At 74.3% G+C, this 21,816-nt stretch carries 20 protein-coding genes; 13 read left to right on the forward strand and 7 right to left on the reverse strand.

Going from position 1 to position 21,816, the window contains the following annotated elements; all coding sequences use genetic code 11:
* The first annotated feature begins 70 nt into the window (after positions 1 to 70).
* Both Ae505Ps2_RS10340 and Ae505Ps2_RS10345 read left to right on the forward strand, forming a co-directional pair.
* A complete protein-coding gene (locus tag Ae505Ps2_RS10340) occupies positions 71 to 940 on the forward strand; it encodes a LysR family transcriptional regulator (protein ID WP_075308552.1) in 870 nt (289 codons plus the stop codon).
* Positions 937 to 1,836 (forward strand): serine hydrolase, encoded by a 900-nt coding sequence (locus tag Ae505Ps2_RS10345; protein ID WP_075308550.1) that lies wholly within the window; start codon positions 937 to 939, stop codon positions 1,834 to 1,836. Before Ae505Ps2_RS10340 ends, Ae505Ps2_RS10345 begins: the two co-directional genes overlap by 4 nt.
* A 9-nt stretch (positions 1,837 to 1,845) precedes the next feature.
* Here the strand turns inward: Ae505Ps2_RS10345 and Ae505Ps2_RS10350 are convergent, their stop codons facing one another.
* Positions 1,846 to 3,051, reverse strand: a complete 1,206-nt coding sequence (locus tag Ae505Ps2_RS10350) for an amidohydrolase (RefSeq protein ID WP_075312436.1) — start codon at positions 3,049 to 3,051, stop codon at positions 1,846 to 1,848.
* Positions 3,052 to 3,309: 258 nt separating this feature from the next.
* On the opposite strand from Ae505Ps2_RS10350, the gene Ae505Ps2_RS10355 reads away from it, so the two are divergent.
* The 8 genes from Ae505Ps2_RS10355 (at position 3,310) to Ae505Ps2_RS10390 (ending at position 12,388) form a co-directional block, all read left to right on the forward strand.
* Positions 3,310 to 4,503 (forward strand): hypothetical protein, encoded by a 1,194-nt coding sequence (locus Ae505Ps2_RS10355; RefSeq protein ID WP_075332917.1) that lies wholly within the window; start codon positions 3,310 to 3,312, stop codon positions 4,501 to 4,503.
* Positions 4,504 to 4,552: 49 nt separating this feature from the next.
* Positions 4,553 to 6,334 (forward strand): lipopolysaccharide biosynthesis protein, encoded by a 1,782-nt coding sequence (locus Ae505Ps2_RS10360; RefSeq protein ID WP_075308547.1) that lies wholly within the window; start codon positions 4,553 to 4,555, stop codon positions 6,332 to 6,334.
* A 126-nt stretch (positions 6,335 to 6,460) separates the two neighbouring features.
* On the forward strand, positions 6,461 to 7,306 hold the full coding sequence (locus Ae505Ps2_RS10365) for a 3-hydroxybutyryl-CoA dehydrogenase (RefSeq protein WP_020626597.1): 846 nt from the start codon (positions 6,461 to 6,463) through the stop codon (positions 7,304 to 7,306).
* Between the two features lie 142 nt (positions 7,307 to 7,448).
* Positions 7,449 to 9,608, forward strand: a complete 2,160-nt coding sequence (locus Ae505Ps2_RS10370; RefSeq protein WP_075553585.1) for a molybdopterin-dependent oxidoreductase — start codon at positions 7,449 to 7,451, stop codon at positions 9,606 to 9,608.
* An 84-nt stretch (positions 9,609 to 9,692) separates the two neighbouring features.
* A complete protein-coding gene (fdxA, locus tag Ae505Ps2_RS10375) occupies positions 9,693 to 10,007 on the forward strand; it encodes a ferredoxin (protein WP_060713408.1) in 315 nt (104 codons plus the stop codon).
* Positions 10,004 to 10,978, forward strand: a complete 975-nt coding sequence (locus Ae505Ps2_RS10380) for an NAD(P)/FAD-dependent oxidoreductase (protein WP_020622144.1) — start codon at positions 10,004 to 10,006, stop codon at positions 10,976 to 10,978. The genes fdxA and Ae505Ps2_RS10380 overlap by 4 nt, the downstream gene beginning before the upstream one ends.
* Positions 10,975 to 11,430 carry a CBS domain-containing protein gene (locus Ae505Ps2_RS10385; protein WP_020622145.1) on the forward strand — a complete coding sequence of 152 codons (456 nt, stop codon included), beginning with the start codon at positions 10,975 to 10,977 and terminating at the stop codon, positions 11,428 to 11,430. The genes Ae505Ps2_RS10380 and Ae505Ps2_RS10385 overlap by 4 nt, the downstream gene beginning before the upstream one ends.
* Positions 11,431 to 11,452: 22 nt before the next feature.
* Positions 11,453 to 12,388 (forward strand): helix-turn-helix domain-containing protein, encoded by a 936-nt coding sequence (locus Ae505Ps2_RS10390; RefSeq protein WP_075308544.1) that lies wholly within the window; start codon positions 11,453 to 11,455, stop codon positions 12,386 to 12,388.
* 38 nt (positions 12,389 to 12,426) lie between these two features.
* On the opposite strand, the gene Ae505Ps2_RS10395 is transcribed toward Ae505Ps2_RS10390, so the two are convergent.
* Both Ae505Ps2_RS10395 and Ae505Ps2_RS10400 read right to left on the reverse strand, forming a co-directional pair.
* Complete coding sequence (locus Ae505Ps2_RS10395) at positions 12,427 to 13,236, reverse strand: alpha/beta fold hydrolase (protein ID WP_075308543.1); 810 nt, start codon at positions 13,234 to 13,236, stop codon at positions 12,427 to 12,429.
* Between the two features lie 70 nt (positions 13,237 to 13,306).
* Positions 13,307 to 14,779 (reverse strand): NAD(P)/FAD-dependent oxidoreductase, encoded by a 1,473-nt coding sequence (locus Ae505Ps2_RS10400; RefSeq protein WP_020622148.1) that lies wholly within the window; start codon positions 14,777 to 14,779, stop codon positions 13,307 to 13,309.
* A 139-nt stretch (positions 14,780 to 14,918) separates the two neighbouring features.
* On the opposite strand from Ae505Ps2_RS10400, the gene Ae505Ps2_RS10405 reads away from it, so the two are divergent.
* Positions 14,919 to 16,640 (forward strand): helix-turn-helix domain-containing protein, encoded by a 1,722-nt coding sequence (locus Ae505Ps2_RS10405; protein WP_075332921.1) that lies wholly within the window; start codon positions 14,919 to 14,921, stop codon positions 16,638 to 16,640.
* Positions 16,641 to 16,653: 13 nt separating this feature from the next.
* Here Ae505Ps2_RS10405 and Ae505Ps2_RS10410 read toward each other — a convergent pair whose 3' ends face one another.
* Positions 16,654 to 17,544 (reverse strand): alpha/beta hydrolase, encoded by an 891-nt coding sequence (locus Ae505Ps2_RS10410; protein WP_020622853.1) that lies wholly within the window; start codon positions 17,542 to 17,544, stop codon positions 16,654 to 16,656.
* A gap of 38 nt (positions 17,545 to 17,582) precedes the next feature.
* Here Ae505Ps2_RS10410 and Ae505Ps2_RS10415 point away from each other — a divergent pair, with 38 nt between their 5' ends.
* On the forward strand, positions 17,583 to 17,951 hold the full coding sequence (locus tag Ae505Ps2_RS10415) for a hypothetical protein (protein ID WP_075308540.1): 369 nt from the start codon (positions 17,583 to 17,585) through the stop codon (positions 17,949 to 17,951).
* A gap of 47 nt (positions 17,952 to 17,998) precedes the next feature.
* On the opposite strand, the gene Ae505Ps2_RS10420 is transcribed toward Ae505Ps2_RS10415, so the two are convergent.
* Positions 17,999 to 19,072, reverse strand: coding sequence for a tartrate dehydrogenase (locus Ae505Ps2_RS10420; protein WP_020623246.1), 1,074 nt, complete (start codon positions 19,070 to 19,072; stop codon positions 17,999 to 18,001).
* Positions 19,073 to 19,176: 104 nt separating this feature from the next.
* Here Ae505Ps2_RS10420 and Ae505Ps2_RS10425 point away from each other — a divergent pair, with 104 nt between their 5' ends.
* Positions 19,177 to 20,121 carry a LysR family transcriptional regulator gene (locus Ae505Ps2_RS10425; RefSeq protein ID WP_075308539.1) on the forward strand — a complete coding sequence of 315 codons (945 nt, stop codon included), beginning with the start codon at positions 19,177 to 19,179 and terminating at the stop codon, positions 20,119 to 20,121.
* Here Ae505Ps2_RS10425 and Ae505Ps2_RS10430 read toward each other — a convergent pair.
* Together Ae505Ps2_RS10430 and Ae505Ps2_RS10435 are read right to left on the reverse strand one after the other, a co-directional pair.
* Positions 20,072 to 20,782 (reverse strand): TIGR02206 family membrane protein, encoded by a 711-nt coding sequence (locus Ae505Ps2_RS10430; protein ID WP_075308538.1) that lies wholly within the window; start codon positions 20,780 to 20,782, stop codon positions 20,072 to 20,074. The genes Ae505Ps2_RS10425 and Ae505Ps2_RS10430 overlap by 50 nt on opposite strands.
* Positions 20,783 to 20,836: 54 nt before the next feature.
* Positions 20,837 to 21,805, reverse strand: coding sequence for a DUF808 domain-containing protein (locus Ae505Ps2_RS10435; protein WP_020623244.1), 969 nt, complete (start codon positions 21,803 to 21,805; stop codon positions 20,837 to 20,839).
* Positions 21,806 to 21,816 lie beyond the last annotated feature (11 nt).

The following is a 21,816-nucleotide window of genomic DNA, read 5'->3' on the forward strand; positions in this document are numbered from 1 at the left end:
CGATCCGCGGCGATAGCGCGAATACAATCGAGCTGCGCGTGTGATACCCGTTCGATATGAGGCGAGGCCGGTGGACCTGCTACGGCACCTGAGCTTCTTCGTCGCCGTCGCCGAGGAACGGCACTTCGGCCGCGCGGCCGCCCGGCTCGGCATGGCGCAGCCGCCGCTGTCGCAGGGACTGCGCCGGCTCGAGATCCGGCTCGGGGTGGTGCTGTTCGACCGCGGACCCGGTGGCGTCGCGCCGACGGCGGCCGGGCGCGACCTGCTGCCCCGCGCCCGTGCGCTGCTGGAGGACTCCGATGCGCTCGTCCTGGCCGCCGTCCGACACGCCGAGGCCGCCCGGGTGCTGCGGCTCGGGGCCGTCGCCGACCTCGGGCCGGCCGCGACCGCACGGCTGGCGGCCCGCGCGGCGGCGGTGACCGGGTTGCGGGTCGCGCCCACCGTCGCCACCACGGTGGCCCTGGTCGACGCGGTGTCGGACGGGACGCTCGACGTCGCCGTCGTCGCGCACCCGGCGGTGCTGGAGTCCGCGCGCGCCGGTCCGGTCGTGGCGTTGCCGACCACGCTGCTGCTGCCCGCCGGGCACCCGGCCGCCGCGGGGCCCGGGCCGGTCGTGCTGCGGACGCTGCGCGGCCTGGAGCTCGCGACCACACCGCGGGCGCACGCCCCGGCCGCCCACGACCTGCTGCTCGACACCCTCGACGTCCGTGGCTGCCCGGTCACCGCGGCCGGGGCCGCGTCGCCGTCGGAGGCGCTCGCGCTGGTCGCGACGGGTGCCGCGTTCGCGCTCACCCCCGATCCCGGCCTGGGTGCCGAGGGCGTCGCTCGCCGGTCGACGGCGGGGGAGCCGGTGCCGTTCCGGGTCCGGGTGGTGCACCGCACCGAGACACCGGAGGGCGTCGTCGACGCGCTCGTCGCCGCGTTGCGGGAGCCCGGGTGAGCCCCGCCGACGAGGTCCGCGCGGTGTTCCGCGACGCCGGGGTGCGCGGCTGGCTGCACGCCCGCCCGGTCTCCGGGGACGGCCCGCACCACTCCGCCCGCGACGTCGACGCCGGTGCCCACGCCCCTGTCGTGATGGCCTCGGTCTACAAGCTGTTCGTGCTGGTCGCCTACTGCCGGGAGGTCGACGCGGGCACGGTCGACCCGCGGGAGCCTGTCGTCGTCCCGGTGCCGCGCACGCCAGGGCTCACCGGCATCTCCGCCCTCGCCGACCCGGTGACGATGAGCTGGCGGGACCTGGTCACGTCGATGGTGACGGCCTCGGACAACGCCGCGGCCGACGTCGTGCACAGCCGGGTCGGCCGGGACCGGGTCGCCGCGCTGCCCGCCGAGCTGGGCCTGTCCGGGACCCGCATCCGCGGCGGCACCGACGACGTGTTCGCCGACCTGCTCGCCGACACCGGCACCGACGACGTCGCCGCGGCCTTCGGGGTGCTCGCCGACAACGACGTCCCGGTCGAGGTCCGCGCGCTCAGCCCGGTCTACGGGTCGGCGACCACCGCCGCGGACGTCACCGCGCTGCTCGCGCTGCTGTGGCGGGGCGAGCTCGCGTCCGAGGCGTCGACGGCGTTCGCCCGCCTGCTGCTCGGGGCCCAGATCTGGCCGCACCGGTTGCGTGCCGGGTTCCCCGCACCGACGCAGGTGGCGGGCAAGACGGGCACGGTCGGCGCGGTGCGCAACGACGTCGGGGTGGTGACCTACCCGGGCGAGCACCCGGTCGCCGTCGCCGTGTTCACCCACTCCGCCCGCAGCGACACCACCGTGCCGCGCGCGGACGCCGCGATCGGCGCCGCCGCGCGGGTCGCGGTGCACGCGCTGCGGGCCCCCGCGCTCTGAGCCGCCGCCTCAGTTCACCGGCAGCCACTCCCGCGCCGCCGCGACCAGCGCCGCGACCCCGACCGACAACGTCGGCTCGATCACCGGCGCGTAGCGGGGGGAGTGGTTCGACGGCAGCGATGCGCTCCGCTCCCGGATCTCCGCGACGCCGGCCGCGCCCTCGAACGCGCCCGGGTCGGCCCCGCCGAGCAGCCAGAACACGCACGGGACCCCGGCGGCGACGGCGAACCGCCCGACGTCCTCGCTCCCGGTCACCGGCCCCGGGTCGACGACCGGGAGCGGGGTGACGGTGGCCAGCGCGGCCCGGGTGCGTTCCGCCGCGTCGGCGTCGTTGACCACCGGCGGGAACGACTCCAGCAGCCGGACCTCGGGGTCCCTCGGTGCCCCGGAGGCCGCGGCCTCGCCGCGCACGGTCCGCTCGATCCCGGCGAGCACCCGCCCGCGCACCGACGGGGTGTACGAGCGCACGGTCAGCCCCAGCTCAGCGGAGTCGGGGATGACGTTATCCTTGGTGCCCGCCCGCAGCATCCCGACGCTGAGCACCGCGGTCTCGGTCGCGGCGATCTCGCGCGGGACGACGGTGTGCAGCCGCAGCGTCGTCGCGGCGGCGAGCAGCACCGGGTCGACGGTGGTCTCCGGGCGCGCCCCGTGCCCGCCCACGCCGTGCAGGGTGATCCGCAGGCTGTCGCTGCCCGCGAAGGCCGGCCCGGCGGCGACGGCGAGGAGCCCGGCGGGCAGCGGCGCGACGTGCTGGCCGAGCACGACGTCGGGGGTGCCGAACCGGTCGTAGAGGCCGTCGTCGAGCATCGCGTCGGCCCCGGCGCCGAACTCCTCGGCGGGCTGGAACACCACGAGCAGCGTGCCCCGCCAGGTGTCGCGGGCCGCGGCGAGCTCGGCGGCGGCACCGACCAGACAGGTCACGTGCATGTCGTGCCCGCAGGCGTGCGCGACGGCGGTCTCCTCACCGTCGCGGCCGACGGCGCGGACGGTGCTGGCGTAGTCGAGGCCGGTGTCCTCGGCGACGGGCAGTGCGTCCATGTCGGCGCGCAGCAGCGCGGTGGGGCCGTCGCCGTTGCGCAGCACGCCGACGACGCCGGTCCGCCCCACGCCCTCGGTCACCTCGTAGCCGCACCGGCGCAGCCGTTCCGCGGCGATCCCCGCGGTGCGGGTCTCGGCGAAGGAGAGCTCGGGATGGCGGTGGAGGTCGCGGTACAGGTCGGCGAGGTCGTCGAGGTTGGCGAGGTCGTCGTCGAGGTCGTCGAGGCCGGCGCCGGGGTGACTGTCGCTCACACCCGGCGAACGTAGTCCGGAACCCGTTCGAGCGACACGGGCGGCGCAGTGGAGTGATGGCGACACCCTCACCCGATGTGGTGAAACCGCCATCCCGGGGACAACCGGATGACCGGTCGGGTTAACGGTTTGTTCAAGTTCGCCCTAGGATCAGCCCATGACGCAACCGGCTGGAGCGCCTCGATGACCCTGGAACAGGTCCGTCCGACCGGTCCGGACACCGGTGACCGGTGGCGCGGCCTGGCCGTGTTCGTGGTCCGCTCCGCGGCCGCTCCGCTGCTCGACGAGGCCGTCGCGGGGGTGGCCCGCGGGCTGGAGATCCTCGACGTCGTCGTCCTCGACGACCAGCAGGTCACCCGGGTCCGGGGCCAGGTGCCCGCACCGCCCGCCCGGCCGGTCCCGGCCGGCGCGCCGTACGCGCTCGTGGTCGCCTGCGACGTGGTCGCCCCGGTCGGCACCTCCGGGGTGCGGGCCACCCAGGACCGGGTCGCCGCCGTCCTCGACTACACCGAGAAGCGGGTGCTGCGCCGCGTCCCGCCGCGCGAGCACTACCTGCCGGTGCAGGCGTCGTCGTCGCCGGAGCACGCCCTCGCCCTGCTCGACGCGCTCGGGGACCCGGGGATCCTGCACCGCATCGCCGGCCCGGTCGCCGATCTCGGCCGCCGGTGCGCGATGCCCTTCCCGGTCGTGCGGATGCTCGGCGGCACCTCGCCCGGGTTCCGCGCCCGTGTCGCACTGGTCCGCCACCCGGTGCACGGGCCGTCGGTGTGCAAGGTGTTCCGTCCCGGGGCGCGCGAGGCGTTCGAGCGCGAGCTGCGTGCCCGCCTCGAGCTCGGTGACCTCCCGGAGGTCCCGGAGCTGCTCGAGCGCGGGGAGAACTGGCTGCTCACCCCGTTCTACGGCGACACCGGCCGGCACGTCGTGCGCCGGCTGCCGGGCGAGCTCGCACAGCTGCGCCCGGAGGTCGTGCGGACGCTGCTGCGGTTCTGCCGCGACCTGCACGAGCGCGGCCGTTTCGTGCTCGACCTGTCCCCGCACAACCTGGTGTGGGACGAGCGCGCCGGGCTGAAGGTCCTCGACCTGGAGTTCGTCCTCGACTACCCGGGCGAGCCGCCGTCGTGGTCGGACTGCTGGAGCCTGCGCGGCGTGCCCGCGGAGTACCGCGCGTCGGTGGAGGGACTGCCCGACCTGGTGCTGACCCGCGGCGTCGGGAACTCGGTGTTCCATCCGGCGATCTCCGGGATGAACCGCGCCCGGCTGCTCGCCGAGCCCCCTCGCGGCGACGCCGCGCACAGCGGGGCCACCCAGCTCGCCTGGTACAGCGCGCTCGGTACCGTCGGCCGGTTGCATCCCGCACTCCGCGGGAAGCGGCACTGACGGCGCGCCCTCCGACGCGCCGACCCGCCCCGACGACCGGAGGACCCGCGTGACCGGACCCGGCGGCGACCTGCCCGACGACCCGACCCGGCCCCTGCGGCCCGTCCCGGCCGACCCACCGCCCCCGGGCGGTCCGCCGTCGTCGCCGGACCGGGCGACGGGCGGACCCTCGCTCACGACGCGGACCGCGCGCGGCTTCGCCTGGGCGTTCACCGGCACCGTCGGCCAGGCGGTCCTGCAGATCGGCGCCACCGTCGCGCTCGCCCGGCTGCTGACCCCGGACGAGTTCGGTGCCGCCGCGGCCGCGCTGCTCGTCGTCGGGCTGACCCAGCTGGTGACCCAGCTCGGCGTCGCCGCGTCGCTGGTGCACCGCGAACGTCTCGACGACCGCGACGTGACGGCCGCGTTCTGGTTCTCGGTGCTGGTCGCCGCGGTGTTCGCGGCCGTGCTCGCGGCCGGCTCTCCAGTGCTCAGCCCGCTCGTCGGGCTGCCCGCCGACTCCGGGCTGCTGCCGCTGCTGTCGGTGGCGCTGTTGTTCGCAGGTGCCGCCGCGACGCCGCTCGGGCTGCTGCAACGCGACCTGCGGTTCCGCTCGATGGCCACCGTCGACCTCGTCGCGGCCGGGCCGGCGCTGATCGGGGTGAGCGTGGCGCTGGCCGCGGCCGGGTTCGGTGCCACCGCGCTCGCCTACGGCGAGATCGCCGCCGCCGTCGCCAAGTGCGTCGGCTACCTGGTGCTGACCCGGCCCCGGTTCCGGCCCGAGGGCCCTGCCGCGAGCTGGGCCCGGCTGCGTCCGCTGCTCGGCTACGGCGCCGGTTTCTCCCTCGCCCAGCTCGGCAACTGGTTCGCGCTCAACGCCGACAAGCTCGTCGTCGCCAACGCCCTGGGCACCGGCCCGCTGGGTGTCTACGGCCGTGCCTACAACCTGCTCTCCGAGCCGGCCAACATCATCGGCGGGGCCGCGGACAAGGCGCTGTTCCCGGCGATGGCCCGGGTCCGCGACGACGGCCCCCGGCTGCGCGCCGCCTACGTCCGCAGCGCCAGCCTCGTCGCGCTGGTCACCGTCCCGGCCGCGGTCCTGCTGTGCGTGCTCGCGCCCGAGGTCGTGCACGTGCTGCTCGGCGACCAGTGGGACGCCGTCGTGCCGCTCGTGCAGCTGTTCGCGCTGGTGCTGCTGCCGCGCACCTCCTACAAGATCAGCACCTCGCTGACCCGGGCCACCGGCGCGGTCTACCGGGCGGCCTGGCGGCAGTGGCTCTACGCCGGCTACGTCGTCGTGCTGACCGTGACGGGTGGGCTGCTGTGGGGCCTGGTCGGCGTCGCGGCGGGGGCCTCGCTCGCCATCGTGATCCACTTCCTGGTGATGCTGCAGTTCTCCGCACGGGTCTCACCCGGCCTGATGGGCGCGGTCCTGCGGATGTACCTCAAGCACGTCCCGGCGCTGGTGCTGACCGTCGCGGCGACCTGGGGCGTCGCGACGCTGGTCCGCCCGCTCGGGATCGACCTGGTCACGCTCGCCGTCGCCGCCCTGGCCGGCGGGATCGCCACGCTCGGGACGCTGGTCGTGCTGCGCGGACGGTTCGCCGCCGAGCTCGGCGTGGTGCGCAGCCTGCGCGGGGGCGGGGCTCCCCGCGGGCCGCGCCCGGCCGGCTCCGGATCCGGCCCCGTCGTTCCCACAGCCCCCACAGCCCCCGCGGTGCCTGCCGGACCCGCGCTCCCGACCGGGCCCGCCGCTCCCGCGGCCCCGGTGGACGACTCCACCGTGCAGCTGCCCGCCGTCGGCCGCGGTGACGCGCCGCGGACGGTCGGGACGCCCGCCGACCGCCGCTGAGCCGACGCCCCGCGTGCGCCCGGACACGCCCTGCGGGCAGGGTTGTGCACGGTCCGACGACGACGGAGGTCGTCGACCGTCGGTGTCCCGGAGATCCCGGGACGCGTGCGAGGGAACGAGGTGCTCATGGAGCGCGTAGGCGTCGTCGGCTGCGGCCAGATGGGATCCGGGATCGCGGAGGTCGCGGCACGGGCCGGGTACGGCGTGCGGGTCGTGGAGACCTCCGCCGCCGCCGTGGAGGCCGGCCGGGCGCGGCTGGAGTCGTCGCTGGCCCGGGCGGAGAAGCGCGGCCGGATCGACTCGGCGGAGGAGGTCCTGGCCCGCATCGAGGTGATCGAGGGCCTGGACGCGCTGGCCGACCGGGAGCTCGTCGTCGAGGCGATCGCCGAGGACGAGGCCCTCAAGACCGGCGTCTTCCGGGAGCTGGACCGGCTCGTCACCGACACCGGCGCGGTGCTGGCGTCGAACACGTCGTCCATCCCGATCATGAAGCTGGCAGTGGCGACGAAGCGGCCGGAGAAGGTCGTCGGCATCCACTTCTTCAACCCGGTGCCGGTGCTGTCGCTGGTCGAGCTCGTCCCGAGCCTGATGACCGCCGACGACACGCTCGCCGCCGCCCGCACCTTCGTCGAGGAGGGGCTCGGCAAGAAGGCGATCGACTGCCAGGACCGCGCCGGGTTCGTCGTCAACGCGCTGCTGGTGCCGTTCCTGCTGTCGGCGATCCGGATGATGGAGTCCGGCTTCGCCACCGCCGAGGACATCGACGAGGGACTGGTCCGCGGCTGCGCGCACCCGCAGGGCCCGCTCGCGCTGTCCGACCTGATCGGCCTGGACACCGTGCAGGCCGTCGCCGAGTCGATGTACGCGGAGTTCAAGGAGCCGCTGTACGCGCCGCCGCCGCTGCTGGCCCGCATGGTCGACGCCGGGCTGCTCGGCAAGAAGGCCGGGCGCGGCTTCTACACCTACTCCTGAGCCACCTGCTCCACAGCCCCGGACCCGGGGAGCGCGGTTGTGCTCCCCGGGACAACGGGTGTGCTCCCCGGGCCAAGACCGCAGGTCGTCGGACGGCCAGTCTCGTGGGCGACGCCATCCCACCACGAGGCGAGGAGCATCCATGACCGCGACGCACGAGGCCCCGGCGACCACCGTGACGGAGAAGGTGGTCAAGGCCGCCTGTCCGCAGGACTGCCCGGACACCTGCGCGATGCTGGTGACCGTCGACCGCGAGGGGAAGGCCACCTCGGTCGTCGGAGACCCGGACCACCCGTACACCAACGGCGGTCTGTGCGTGAAGGTCAACAACTACCTGGACCGGGTCTACGACCCGGGCCGCGTGCTGTTCCCGATGCGCAGGACCGGACCGAAGGGCAGCGGCCGCTTCGAGCGGATCAGCTGGGACGACGCCGTCACCGAGATCGCGACCCGGTTCCGGGCGATCGCCGACGAGCACGGCCCCGAGGCCATCATGCCGGTGAGCTACCTGGGCACCCAGGGCATCCTCAACGGCCTGAACGTCGGTGACCCGTTCTTCGCCAAGCTGGGTGCCACCGTCGCCGAGCGCACCTACTGCGACTCCGGCTCCTGCACCGCCTACGCCATGACCATCGGCGACACCGCCGGCGTGGACCCGGAGAGCCTCGTGCGCTCCAAGTTCATCCTGGTGTGGGCGTGCAACATCATGAGCACCAACCTGCACCTGTGGCCCTACATCGCGAAGGCGAAGAAGAACGGGGCGAAGGTCGTCGTCGTCGACCCGGTCCGCACCCGCACCGCGGCCGCCGCCGACCAGCACATCGCGATCCGCCCCGGCACCGACGGCGCCCTCGCACTGGCCATGGCGAACGTGATCATCGCCGAGGGCCTGACCGACGACGACTACATCGCGAACCACACCGTCGGCTACGACGAGTTCGCCGAGCGCGTGTCCCGCTACACCCCCGAGTGGGCCGAGTCCGAGACCGGCGTGCCCGCCGAGACGATCCGCACGCTGGCCCGCGAGTACGCCGGCGCCCAGCCGTCGGTGATCCGGATCGGCGTCGCCGTCGAGCGGCACGCGGGCGGCGGCCAGACCGTGCGCGCGCTGTCCTGCCTGCCCGGCCTCGTCGGCGCCTGGCGCAAGCCCGGCGGTGGGATCCTGCAGCTGCCGCTGTGGGCGTTCCCGGTCAACTGGGGCGCCTTCATGCACCCGGAGATGCTGACCCCGGGCACCCGCGTCATCAACCAGTACCGGCTCGGTGCCGCGCTGTCCGGTGACCTGCCGGCCGGGCCGCCGATCAAGGGCCTGTTCGTCTACAACTCCAACCCGGTCGTCACCACCCCCGACCAGGACCGGTTGATCGCGGGGCTGCAGCGCGAGGACCTGTTCACGGTGGTGTCGGAGCAGTTCATGACCGACACCGCGGAGTACGCCGACATCGTCCTGCCGGCCACGACGCAGCTCGAGCAGGACGACATCATGTTCTCCTGGGGCCACCTCTACGTGACCTACAACCACCAGTCGATCGAGCCGCTCGGCGAGGCCGTCCCGAACACCGAGATGTTCCGCCGGATCGCGGCCGCGATGGGCTTCGACGACCCGGTCTTCCGCCGCACCGACGCCGAGATGATCGCCGAGGCGTTCGACTGGTCCCACCCGCACATGGAGGGGATCACCGTCGAGTCGCTGAAGGAGCAGGGCTGGCAGCGGCTCAACGTCCCCGCCCCGGACGCCTACGCCCCGCACGCGGAGGGCGGTTTCCCGACGCCGTCGGGCAAGGTCGAGTTCGTCTCCTCCGCCGCGGCGGGCGGCAACTTCGTCGTCCCGCTGTTCCGGCAGGGCTCCAACGACCACCAGCCCGGCGAGCCGGTCGACCCGCTGCCGCACTACATCCCGCCGCGCGAGTCCGCCGCGGCGGACCCGGAGCTGGCGGCGCGCTACCCGCTGAACCTGCTCACGCCCAAGTCGCACGCGTTCGTGAACTCCAGCTTCGGCAGCCACGAGTTCCACCGCCGCGTCGCGAACGAGCACACCTTGATCGTGCACCCGGACGCCGCCGCCGCCCGCGGCATCACCGACGGCTCCCCGGTGCGGGTGTTCAACGACCGCGGTGAGTTCACCGTCCTCGCGTCGCTGCAGGACACCGTGTCCCCCGGCGTGGTCGTCAGCCCGATGGGCGGCTGGCGGAAGAACTCCAAGGCGGGTTCCACCCTGGCCGCCGTCAACCCGACGGTGTTCGGCGACCTGGGCAACGCGCCCACGTTCTCCGACACCCTCGTCGAGGTCGAGACCGCCTGAGCCACGCGGCCCGGCCGGAGCCCCCCTCTCCGGCCGGGTCGCCCACCCACCTGCCACCACCGTCCACATCGGAGGAAAGACCCCGTGGCCTACGTCGTCACCGAAGCCTGCATCGACGTGCAGGACCGTGCCTGCATGGAGGAGTGCCCGGTCGACTGCATCTACCCGGGGGAGCGGATGATGTACATCCATCCCGACGAGTGCGTCGACTGCGGCAAGTGCATGCCCGCCTGCCCCAGCGAGGCCATCCACTGGGAGCACAAGATGCCCGCCGAACAGCTCGACTTCGTCGAGGCGAACGCGCTGTTCGTACGCGAGCAGGGCTTCTCCGGCGGTGGCGAGGACGCCGACCCCGCCGACGGCGACCACCCGATCGTCGCTGCGCGGAAGCCCCGGTGAGCGGCGAGCTCAGCGCGGACCTGGTCGTCGTCGGTGCCGGACCGACCGGGCTCTACGCCACCTACTACGCCGGCTTCCGCGGGCTGTCGGTGGTCGTGGTCGACGCCCTGGACCAGCTCGGCGGGCAGATGTCGGTGCTCTACCCGGAGAAGCCGGTCTTCGACGTCGCCGGCTTCCCCCGGGTCCGCGCCCAGGACCTGGTCGACTCCCTGATCGAGCAGGCCGCCCTGGCCGATCCGACCTACCTGCTCGGGCACGACGCCGTCGGGCTGGAGCAGTTCGACGACGGCGTCGCCGTCACCACCGACCGCGGCGTGCGGATCCGGGCGGGCGCGTTGCTGGTCACCGGCGGGATGGGCCGGTTCACGCCGCGCCCGCTGCCCGCGGGCGGCGACTACGTCGGACGCGGGCTGCGCTACGCGGTGCCGCGCCCGGCCGAGCTGACCGGCAGGGACGTGCTGATCGTCGGCGGCGGGGACTCCGCGGTCGACTGGGCGCTGTGCCTGGAGCCGCTGGCCGCGTCGGTCACCCTGGTGCACCGGCGCGACGCCTTCCGCGCGCACGAGCGCAGTGTCACCGAGCTGCGTGCCTCCTCGGTGCGGATCCTGACCCCCTACGAGGTCGCCGACGTCCGCGGCGACGACCGGGTGGCCGAGGTCGACGTCGCCGGCCCGGACGGCGTCGAGACGCTGGAGGTCGACGAGCTCGTGGCCGCGCTCGGCTTCAAGGCCGACCTGGCCGCGCTGTCGAGCTGGGGGATCGGGATGAGCCGGCGCCACATCGCCGTCGACCGGTCCATGCGCACCACGCTGCCGCGGGTGTTCGCGGCCGGGGACATCACCGACTTCGAGGGCAAGGTCCGGCTCATCTCGGTCGGGTTCGGCGAGGCCGCGCTGGCGGTCAACAACCTCGTCCCGCTGGTGCGACCGGACCTGCCGGTCGTGCCCGGCCACTCGAGCGACGCGGCATGAGCGCCCCGGTCGCGGGGCCCGGCGGCGGGTGGTCGCCGGGCACGGTCGGGCGGGCGATGATCGGCTGCCCGAAGACCTGCGGGCGCACCACCACGGTGCACCAGGCACGCGAGGCCCTGCGCGACGGACACGTGCACGCGCTGCTCGTCGTCGACCGGGGGGTGCTGCTCACCGTCGTCGAGCGGGCCGACCTGGAGGGGCGCCCCGCCGCCGCGCCGGTGCGCTGGCTCGGTGGGCTCTCCGGCCGGACCGTCGCCCCGGCCGCCGACGCCGAGTCCGTACGGGGCGCGATGGCCGCGGCCGGCCGGCGGCGCCTGGCCGTCGTCGACGACCGGGGCCGGCTGCTGGGCCTGCTCTGTCTCAAGCGCTCCGGGGCCGGGTTCTGCACGGAGGAAGGGGTTCGGGCGCGCGCCGCGGAACGCGTTCCTCACATCGGAGCTACACGATCGTGACGTGCGCGTGCGATGCTCGGGTATGGCTTTGGTCACGCTCGACACCACCACCGTGGCCGAGACCGACCGGTTGGACTTCTGGCGCTCGACGGTCTGCGACCAGTTCGTGCCCCTCGACGTCAGGCCCTCCACCGGCGGCCTGGTCTCCGGACGAGTGACGGCGGCGTCCGTCGCGGGTACTCACCTGCGGCGGATAGCCTCGGTTCCGCACCGCTTCGACAGGACTGTACGGCAAGTTCGTTCCGCAGACGAGGACTTCCTCCAGATCGCGCTCGCCCGCCGTGGACGCACCCTGGTCGTCCAGGACGGGCGGGAGGCGGTGATCGGCCCCGGCGAGTTCGTGATCTACGACAGCAGCCGGCCGTTCACCTTCGTCACCTCGGACTGCTTCGAGTACCAGGTCTGCCTGCACCCGAAGGGCGCCCTGCCGCTGTCGGCCGCCGAGACCGCCGCCGTCACCGCGATCACCTTCGACGGCCGGCGCGGCATCGGCGCGATGCTCCCGCCGCTGCTGTCGTCGCTGAACCGCGCGATCGGCGACGACGTGCCCGAGGCCGCCCAGGAGGCCGTCGCCCGCACCATCGGGGATGTGTTCGTCGCGCTGGTGCGCAGCACCGTACCGGCGGCCGCCCCGGAGAACCTGCACGTCACCCGGGCCCGCGGGTTCATCCGCGAGCACATCGCCGACCGGGACCTCGACCCCGCCGGGGTGGCGGCCGCCTGTGCGATCTCGGTCAGCTACCTGCACAAGCTGTTCGCCGAGGAGGGGACCACGGTGGCCGGGGCGATCCGGGAGGAAAGGCTCCAGGGCGCCTGGGCCGACCTGCGCCGCCCCGAGCTCGCGCACGTCGGGGTCGGTGCGATCGGCGCCCGATGGGGCATGCCGGACCCGGCGGCGTTCAGCCGGGCCTTCCGGACCCGGTTCGGGCGGTCCCCGAAGGCGCACCGCGAGTCCTGAGGGCAGGCCGGGCGGGGAGGCCCGCCCGGCCGCTCCGCTCAGATCCGCTGTTCGCCGAGGAACCCGGTGACCAGCTTCGTCAGGTCCTCGGGCCGCTCCAGGTGCATGCAGTGGCTGGACCCCGGCCCGGTCACCAGCTCGAAGCGGGCGCCCGGGATGCGCTCGGCCACCGCACGGGACTGCCATGGCGGGGTCAGCAGGTCCTGCTCGCCCACCGCGACCAGCGTCGGTGCCGTGATCGCGTCCAGCCGGTCGAGGGTGTCGTGGCCGAGGTCGGCGTCCCACTGCTCGACGGTCACCTGCATCTGTGCTTCGTCCTGCGGGAACGCCGGCAGCAGGGCCTCCAGCAGCGCGCCCACGTTCGGGTCGTCGAGTGCCTGCGGGGAGAACGCGAGCCCCGACGCGGTCAGCGCGGACTCCATGTCGCGGTGCACGTAGGGCAGGCGCAGCGCGCTCAGCACCGCGCGCTGGAAGCCGTCGGTGCGGCCCCAGGTGCCGTAGAGGACCTGCGCGGCGACCTGCCCGGGGCGGGTCAGCGCGATCTCCTGCGCGACGGCCGAGCCCAGCGACCAGCCGAGCAGGTGCGCGCGCGGGATCTCCAGGGCGTCGAGCAGCGCGGAGGTATCGGCGGCCATCGACCCGACCGTGATCGGCCCGGACCCGCGGTCGCTGCCGCCCAGCCCCCGGTTGTCGAAGGTGATGACCCGGTGGGTCTGGGCCAGCCGGTGCGCGAGTTCGCCCCAGAGCGGGATCGCGCCGGACGTCCCCATGATCATGAGCAGCGGGTCGCCGTCGCCTGCGGTCTCGTAGTGCAGCTCGACGCCGGTGGACACGGTGATGCGGGGCACGGTGGGTCTCCTCGGGGGTGTGCGGTCGGGTCGGCGGTGCTCAGGGGTGCTCGGCGGTGCTCAGCGGTGCTCAGCGGTACTGGAGGCCGTCGTCGAGGTCGGCCTTCGGCAGCTCGACCCGGTCGACGTCGTGCTCGTGCATGTGGGTCCACGGTTCGCGGTCGCCCTGGCCGAACATCCGGTGCGCGGACCGCCCGATGTAGCCGGGGTTGAAGTTCTCCTCCGAGACCCACGGCAGGCGCGGCATGTCGGCGTCCTGTGGTGCGACGGTGGGGACGACGACCTGGTGGCCGCGCTCGTCCATGCGCGCGAGGATGCGGCCGATCAGGTCGTTGACCAGGTCGATCCGCAGCGTCCAGCTGTGCCGGAAGTAGCCGAAGGCGTAGGCCATGTTCGGGATGCCCTCGATCATCAGCCCGCGCCAGGTGACATGGCGGGTGAAGTCGACCGGCTCGCCGTCGACGGTGAAGGGGATGTCGCCGAACACGGCCAGGTCGAACCCGGTCGCGGTGACGACGACGTCGGCCTCGATGACCTCCCCGGAGTCCAGCTCGACGCCCTTCTCGGTGAACCGGGCGATGGTGTCGGTGACGACCGACGCCTTCCCCTCGCGCATCGCGGCGAAGAAGTCGCCGTCGGGTACGAACGCGATGCGCTGCTGCCAGGGGCGGTAGCGGGGGACGAAGTGCTTCTCGATGTCGGTGCCCTCGGGGAGCAGTGGCCGGATCGACTCGATCAGGAACTCGTGCAGCGCGTCCGGGTCGTCGCGGCCGGTGGTGGCCAGCCAGTCGAGCTGCTGGACGTAGGTGCGGCGCAGGATCTCGTGGGTCCACTCGGCGGGCAGGTCGAGGGGCTCCAGCATCGTCGCGAGGTCGTGCACGGTCGGCGCGGGGAACCAGTACGACGGCGAGCGCTGCAGCATCGTCACGTGCTCGGCGGTCGCCGCCGTCGCCGGGACGACCGTCGCCGCGGTGGCGCCGGACCCGATGACCAGCACCTTCTTGCCCGTGACGTCGAGGTCCGACGGCCAGGACTGCGGGTGCACGACGGTCCCCGCGTACTGCTCGAGGCCGGGCCACTGCGGGGTGTAGGGCTCGTCGTGGTTGTAGTAGCCCTGGCACATCCACAGGAACGACGCGGTCATCGACAGGGTCTCGCCGGTGTCGGTGCGCGTCACCTCCGCGGTCCACCGGTTCTCCGCCGACGACCAGCTCAGCGCGGTGACGCGGTGGTGGTACCGGATGTGCCCGGCCAGGTCGTCCTCATCGATGACCTCGTCGAGGTAGGCCAGGATCTCTGCGCCCGCAGCGATCGACGGCCCCGTCCACGGCTTGTGCCGGTAGCCGTAGGTGAACAGGTCGCTGTCGGAGCGGGCCCCGGGGAAGCGGTGGGTCCACCAGGTCCCACCGGGGGCGTCCTGGGCCTCCAGCAGCACGAAGCTCCGGTCCGGGAACTCCTCGCGGAGCCGGTGGGCGGCGCCGATGCCGGACACCCCGGCCCCGACGATCAGGACGTCGACGTGCTCGCTGGTCGTGGCGGCCATGGGTCCTCCGGGTGCAGGTGTGACGGCGGTCTCTCGACGCTAGGGCGGCCGGCCCGGTCCCCGGGTGTCCGAACTTCGGACACCGGGGGGTGTTGACCGGTGCCGCATCATGTGATGACGAGCACAGAGAGGTGCGTCGATGGGGGATCTGCTCGCACGCCGTCGCGAGCTCGTGTCCGCGCGGGCCGAGCTGCTCGACCGGCCCGACGCCGCACCGCCCGGCGTGCCCGGTCACGTCGTCGCGTCCTGGCGGCGCAGCATCGCGGGTGGGGTGGACCCCGCGACGATCGCGAACCGCTTCCACCCCGACCTCGACACCGGTTCCCGGCTGGTCCGGTGCGCGCGCCCGGTCATGGAGCAGCTGGCCGAGCAGGTCGCCGGGATCGGGGTGTGCGTCGCGCTCACCGACGACCGTGCCCGGCTGCTGGTGCGCCTCGACACCGACGCGGTGATCGCGCGGTCCGCGGACGTCAACGCGTTCGCCGCGGGCTTCGGCTACGCCGAGGGCGCGGTCGGGACCAACGGGGTCGGGACCGTGCTGGAGTCCGGCCGGCCGGTGCACATCGTCGGCGCCGAGCACTTCGTCGAGCAGCTGCACGACTACGCCTGCGCCGGCGCCCCCGTTCGTGACCCGGCGACCGGGCGGGTCGAGGCGGTGCTGGACCTGTCCTGCCGCGCGGAGTACTCCTCGCCGCTGCTGCTGTCGCTGGTGCGCTCCGCGGCCGCCCGCATCTCCGACGCCCTGCTGCACGACCGCGACCCCGCCCAGCAGGCCCTGTTCGACGCCTACGCCCGCACCGAGTCCCGCACCCGGCGGGCGGTGCTCGCCGTCGGGCGCCGCACGGTGCTGGCGAACACCGCGATGCAGACGTTGCTCGACGCGGACGACCACGCCGCGCTCACCGACCACGCCAGGTTCCTGCTGCTGCGCGGCCCCGGCGTCGACGACCGGGTGGAGCTGCCGTCGGGGACCCGGGCGCGGCTGCGCGGCGCGGTCGTCCCGGCAGGCGGGTCGGTCGCCGGCCTGGTGGCGGTGGTGACGCTGCTGCGCGAGCCCGACGGCGGCGACCCCACCGGACCGGTCCCGGTGACCCCCCGGCCCGCCGCCGACGGGGCGAGCCCGGCCTGGCGGACGGCGCGGGCCGCCGTCGTCGCGGCGCTGGGGGCGGGGGCGCCGCTGCTGGTCACCGGCGAGCCCGGCTCCGGGCGGGCGCGGCTGGTCACCGACTCCTGGCCCGGCCCGGTCGTCGAGGTCGGGCCGGACGACGACGGCGCCGACCTCGACGACCGCGTCGGGCGGGCCGGGGAGCGGGTGCTGGTGCTGCTGCGCGACCTCGACCGGCGCGACGCCGGTGTGCCGCCCGCCGTCGCGCGCGGGGACCTGCCGATCGCCGGCACCCGCGCGGACGCCGCCGTCCCCGATCCCGTCCGGGACGCCGTGCTGGCCCGGTTCCGGGTGTCGGTGCCGGTCCCGCCGCTGCGCGGCCGCCCCGGTGACCTCCCCGGTCTGGTCGCCGCGCTGCTCGCCGAGCTCGCGCCCGGCCGCGACGTGCGGCTGTCCGCCGGGGCGCTGCGGACGGTGAGCAGGCACCCGTGGCCGGGGAACGTGACCGAGCTGCACGACGCGCTGACCGTCGCCCTCGGCCGGCGGCCGGTGGGTGTGGTCGAGGCGACCGACCTGCCCGAGTCCTGCCAGAGCGCGCCGTCCGCGACGCTGCGGGCGGTGGACCGGGCCGAGCGGGACGCGATCGTCGCCGCGCTGCGGGACACCGACGGGAACCGGGCCGCGGCGGCCGCGGTGCTGGGCGTGGCCCGGTCGACGCTCTACCGGAAGATCGCGCAGTACCGGATCACGGACTGACCCCCCGCACCGGTCACCGGGTCAGGAACGCCGCCAGCTCGCGCGCCACCTCCTCCGGCCGCTCCTCGGGGAGGTAGTGGTCGGCGTCCAGGGCCGTCCCACGCACGTCCGTGGCGTAGCCGGCCCACACCGCGGGCACGTCGTAGGACCGCCCGACGAAGGAGTGCGCGCCCCACAGGGCCAACAGCGGTGCGGTGACCCGGCGGCCCGCGTCGGCCTCGTCGTCGACGCGGTCGATCCCGGCCGCGGCCCGGTAGTCGGCGCACGACGCGGCGATCGCGGCCGGGTCGGCGAAGCAGCGGACGTACTCGGCGACGGCACGCTCGTCGAACGGGGTGCCGCCGTGGTGGCGCGACCGCATCCGGGCGGTGACCCAGAACTCCGGGTCGCCCGCGATGAGGCGCTCCGGGATCCCGGCCGGGGCGGTCAGGAAGAACCAGTGCCAGTAGCCGAGCCCGAAGGTGGCGTCGGCGGTGTCGAACGCGTGCCGGGTCGGGACGATGTCGAGCACCGCCAGCGCCGACACCGCGTCCGGCGCGTCCAGGGCCAGCCGGTGCGCGACCCGTCCGCCGCGGTCGTGCCCGGCGACGGCGAACCGGTCGAACCCGAGCACCCGCATGACGGCGAGCTGGTCGGCGGCCATGGCGCGCTTGGCGTAGGCGGCGTCGCCAGGGCCCGGGGCGGGTTTGGCGCTGTCGCCGTAGCCGCGCAGATCGGTCGCGACGACGGTGAACCGGTCGGCGAGCAGCGGGGCGACCCGGTGCCAGATCGCGTGGGTCTGCGGGTAGCCGTGCAGGAGCAGCAGCGGAGGTCCGGCACCGCCGACGACGGTGTGCACCGCGGTCCCCGCGGCGTCGACCGTGCGGGCGGTGAACGGGGCGGGCAGCAGGGTTCGTGGGCTCATCGCGCCGGACCTCCGTGGACTGGGGTAGGACGGATCCCGTGCCGACCGACCCCGTGCGACCCGACGCCGCGCTGCCGGACACCGTCCTGCTCTGGGACGCCGACGAGGTCGCCGACCCGCCCCAGGAGCCCTGCTGCCTGGCCGGGACCGCGCCGGGCGACCGGGCCGTGGTCTACCGGACCGGGCCGGGCGGCGGCGTGACGGCGCTGTTCGCGTTCACCGGTCCCGCCGAGCCGCACCCCGGCGGACGGCACGCGGCGGGCGTCGTCGTGCCGGTCGGACGGCCGGTACCGCGGGCCGAGCTGCTGGCCGACCCGGTGCTCGCGCCGGTGTTCCGGCACCTGCGCGGCCGTCGCAGGCTGCCGCCCGACGCGGCCCGTCGCCTGGTCGCACTCCTCGCAAGCTGAGCCGCGCCGCCCGGTCGCCGGGGCGCGCAGGCCAGGGCCCGACGGGCTCATCCCCGCACGACCGCGGCGATCGCCGCACCCAGCTCGGCGGTCGTCGCGGTGCCGCCCAGGTCCGGGGTGACGGTCGCGCCGCCCCGCCCGACGACGTCCTCGACCGCGGCCAGCACGGCCGCCGCGGCCTCGTGCTCGCCGAGGTGCTCCAGCATCATCGACCCGCACCAGATCTGGCCGACCGGGTTCGCGACGCCCTTCCCGGCGATGTCCGGTGCCGACCCGTGCACGGGTTCGAACAGGCTCGGGAACTCCCGCTCCGGGTTGATGTTCGCGCTCGGCGCGATGCCGATCGTGCCGGTGCAGGCCGGGCCGAGGTCGGACAGGATGTCGCCGAACAGGTTGCTGGCCACGACGACGTCGAAGCGTTCCGGGCTCATCACGAACCGCGCCGCGAGGATGTCGATGTGGGCGGAGTCGACATCGACGTCGGGGTACTGCGCCGCCATCGCGGCCACCCGCTCGTCCCAGTACGGCATGGTGATCGCGATGCCGTTGGACTTGGTCGCCGAGGTGAGGTGCCGGTTCGGGTGGCGGCGCGCGAGCTCGAAGGCGTAGCGCAGGATCCGGTCGACCCCGATACGGGTCATCACGGTCTCCTGGATCACCACCTCCCGGTCGGTGCCGGAGAACATCCGCCCGCCCACCGAGGAGTACTCGCCCTCGGTGTTCTCCCGGACGATCAGCATGTCGATGTCGCCGGGTGCGCGGTCGGCCAGCGGCGCGGCGACGCCCGGCAGCAGCCGGGCCGGGCGCAGGTTGACGTACTGGTCGAAGCGGCGCCGGAACTGCAGCAGGCTGCCCCACAGCGACACGTGGTCGGGCACCACCTCCGGCCACCCGACGGCACCGAAGAACAGCGCGTCGAAACCGGACAGCTGCTCGAACCAGTCCTCGGGCAGCATCGTGCCGTGCTCGAGCCAGTGGTCGGCGCTCGCGAAGCCGAACTCGGTGAACTCCAGCCCGATCCCGAACCGCTCCGCGGCCGCGGTCAGCACCCGGACGCCCTCCGGGACGACCTCCTTGCCGATCCCGTCCCCGGGGATGACGGCGATGCGGTGCGCGGTCATGTCATGTCCTCCTCGACTCGGTTGCTTCTATCCTGATCGGCGAACCGGATGCGGTGAACCGTCGTCCTGGCCGGACAGTCTTTCCGCAGGGGAAAGGAGCAGGTGTGGAGCTGCCCGAGTTCGACGACCTGAGCTTCTTCGCCGGGGTCGCCGCCGCAGGCACACTGACGGAGGTGGCGCGCCAGTGGGGTGTGTCGGTGTCGGCGGTCAGCAAGCGGCTCGCCCGCCTGGAACGACGTCTGGGCGTCCGCCTGGTCAACCGGTCCACCCGCCGGCTCACCCTGACCGACGAGGGCCGCCGCTATGCCGAGGGCGCCCGCGACGTGCTGGGCCGGATCGACGACCTGGAGGACGAGATCGGCCGTCGTCGCTCGGGACTGCACGGACGGATCGCGGTGCACTCGTCGATGGGGTTCGGCCGGGCGCACGTCGCGCCGCTGCTCGGCACCTTCGAGGCGGCCAACCCGGACCTGCGCATCGATCTGGAGCTGTCGCACCTGCCGGTCGCGGTCGGCGGCTCCGGCTACGACTTCGCGGTGCGCGTCGGACCGCTGCCCGACTCGCGGCTGCACGCCCGGGTGCTGCACCGCAACCGGCGCGTGGTGTGCGCGGCGCCGTCGTACCTGGGCCGCCGCGGCGTCCCGCGCACCCCCGCCGACCTGGGCGGACACGACTGCATCGTGATCCGGGAGAACGACACCGCCTATGCCCATTGGCGCTTCGGGACCGACGCCGACGCCGTCGGGGTCCGCGTGACGGGCGCGATGACCTGCAACGACGGCGAGGTCGCGACGGCGTGGTGCCGGGCCGGGCGTGGGCTGGTGATGCGCTCGCTGTGGCAGGTCGCGCCGCTTCTCGTGTCGGGGGAGCTGGTGCAGGTGCTGGCGGACATCCCGACGCCGTCGGCGGACCTGCTGGCCGTGCACGGGGCGGACCCGCCCCGGCGGGTCCGCGCAGTGCTCGACCACCTCGTCGACGGGCTGGCGCGGCGGCTGCCGGTCAGGCCGGCTCCCGCTCCCGCTCCCGCCGCCGCGTCCACGGCCACGTGATCACCGCCCACCCCACCGCCACCAGCACGAACTCGACCACCAGGTAGATCGGCCACGGCCCCAGCAGGTCCAGCGCGGAGGCGTTGGTCGGCTTGTGGGCGAGGAAGCCGTAGTTGGTTCCCGCGGCCAGGTTGAACGGCAGCACCACCGCCGCCCAGGCGATCGTCGCCGCCAGCGTCACGCCCATCCCGCGCCAGCTCGGCCGCACCCCGGCACCCCAGGTCAGGTACACCGCCGCCCAGGTCACCAGCAGGTGCAGCGCCCAGAAGTGCAGGAACGCCACGTGCGGGAAGTCGGGGGAGTCGGTGGCCGGGGTGAGCAGCGTCTGCGGGGTCAGCGTGAGACCCCAGTAGTACAGCGGGCCGCACGCCCACCAGCGACGCGTCCACAGGGCGACGGCGGCGGTGACCCAGGACAGGTCCGACAGCTGCAGCGGCAGCGAGATGTGGACGTCGAAGGTCTGCGGGGTCAGCAGCCGCAGCTGCAGCGGGACCAGCAGCACGACGACCACCACGGCGAACGCCCGGGAGACGCGCAGCTCGGCCGGGGTGCCGCGCAGTCGACGTCCGAGCACCACCAGCGCGACGCCGCCGAGGACGCCGACGGTCAGCGCGGCCCAGTGGGTCGCGCCGTAGGGCACGAAGACGCCGGTGTCTCCCATCGCCCGATGATGACCGACCCCGCCCGACCCCGCCCGATCGTGGCGGACCGGGGATCAGGCGTCGGCGGTCCCGGCGGCGTCGTCCTTCTTCCTCCGCTTCGGGATCAGGTGCGCCACGGCGACGATCACCGCGCCGACCACGACCCCGAGGATCGCCGAGCCGACGGTGTTGGTGAGCCAGCCCAGGAACCCGCCCAGCACGCCGGTCGCGTCGGCGACGGCCACCTCCAGGTGGTGCACCAGGTCGTAGATCGGGGAGAAGCCCAGCTCGTCCGTCCCGACGAGCAGGATGTGCCCACCGACCCACAGCATCGCCGCGACGCCGACGACCGAGAGCGTCGTCAGCACGATCGGCATGGCCTTCACCAGCCCGCGCCCGAACGACGCGACGGGGCCGGACCCGCGTTCGGCCAGTGCCAGGCCCACGTCGTCCATCTTCACGATGAGCGCGACGGCGCCGTAGACGAGCGCGGTGATCGCGACGGCGACCACGGCCAGGATGATCGCCCGGGCCACGATGCCCTCGGACGCCACCTCGTTCAGCGCGATGACCATGATCTCGGCCGAGAGGATGAAGTCGGTGCGCACGGCGCCGGAGACGACCCGGCGCTCGTTCTCCGCCGGGTCCGCGGCGACCTTCTCGTCGCGCTCCTCGGGGTGCTCGGAGTGCCCGGAGAAGTACTCCCAGAGCTTCTCCGCGCCCTCGTAGGCCAGGTAGCAGCCGCCGACCATCAGGATCGGGGTCAGCAGCCACGGCGCGAACTGGGAGAGGATCAGCGCGACCGGCAGGATGAAGACGATCTTGTTGCGCAGCGAGCCCTTGGCGATCCGCCAGATGATCGACAGCTCGCGCTCGGGCTTGAGGCCCTGGACGTAGCGGGGGGTGACGGCGGCGTCGTCGACGACCACGCCGGCGGCCTTGGCCCCGGCCCGCCCGGCCGCGCCCGCGATGTCGTCCAGCGACGCCGTCGTGAGGCGGGCCAGGGCCGCGATGTCGTCGAGCAGGGCGAAGAGTCCGCTCATCGGGTCACCGT

Origin of the sequence: Pseudonocardia sp. Ae505_Ps2 (assembly GCF_001932425.1) — a bacterium.
Taxonomy (GTDB): Bacteria; Actinomycetota; Actinomycetes; order Mycobacteriales; family Pseudonocardiaceae; genus Pseudonocardia.

Coding starts and splice junctions, on each gene's coding strand:
- Ae505Ps2_RS10355 (WP_075332917.1), top strand. CDS start 3,310: ATGACCCTGGAACAGGTCCGTCCGACCGGTCCGGACACCGGTGACCGG.
- Ae505Ps2_RS10365 (WP_020626597.1), top strand. CDS start 6,461: ATGGAGCGCGTAGGCGTCGTCGGCTGCGGCCAGATGGGATCCGGGATC.
- Ae505Ps2_RS10370 (WP_075553585.1), top strand. CDS start 7,449: ATGACCGCGACGCACGAGGCCCCGGCGACCACCGTGACGGAGAAGGTG.
- Ae505Ps2_RS10385 (WP_020622145.1), top strand. CDS start 10,975: ATGAGCGCCCCGGTCGCGGGGCCCGGCGGCGGGTGGTCGCCGGGCACG.
- Ae505Ps2_RS10390 (WP_075308544.1), top strand. CDS start 11,453: ATGGCTTTGGTCACGCTCGACACCACCACCGTGGCCGAGACCGACCGG.
- Ae505Ps2_RS10400 (WP_020622148.1), bottom strand. CDS start 14,779: ATGGCCGCCACGACCAGCGAGCACGTCGACGTCCTGATCGTCGGGGCC.
- Ae505Ps2_RS10405 (WP_075332921.1), top strand. CDS start 14,919: ATGGGGGATCTGCTCGCACGCCGTCGCGAGCTCGTGTCCGCGCGGGCC.
- Ae505Ps2_RS10410 (WP_020622853.1), bottom strand. CDS start 17,544: ATGAGCCCACGAACCCTGCTGCCCGCCCCGTTCACCGCCCGCACGGTC.
- Ae505Ps2_RS10420 (WP_020623246.1), bottom strand. CDS start 19,072: ATGACCGCGCACCGCATCGCCGTCATCCCCGGGGACGGGATCGGCAAG.
- Ae505Ps2_RS10430 (WP_075308538.1), bottom strand. CDS start 20,782: ATGGGAGACACCGGCGTCTTCGTGCCCTACGGCGCGACCCACTGGGCC.
- Ae505Ps2_RS10435 (WP_020623244.1), bottom strand. CDS start 21,805: ATGAGCGGACTCTTCGCCCTGCTCGACGACATCGCGGCCCTGGCCCGC.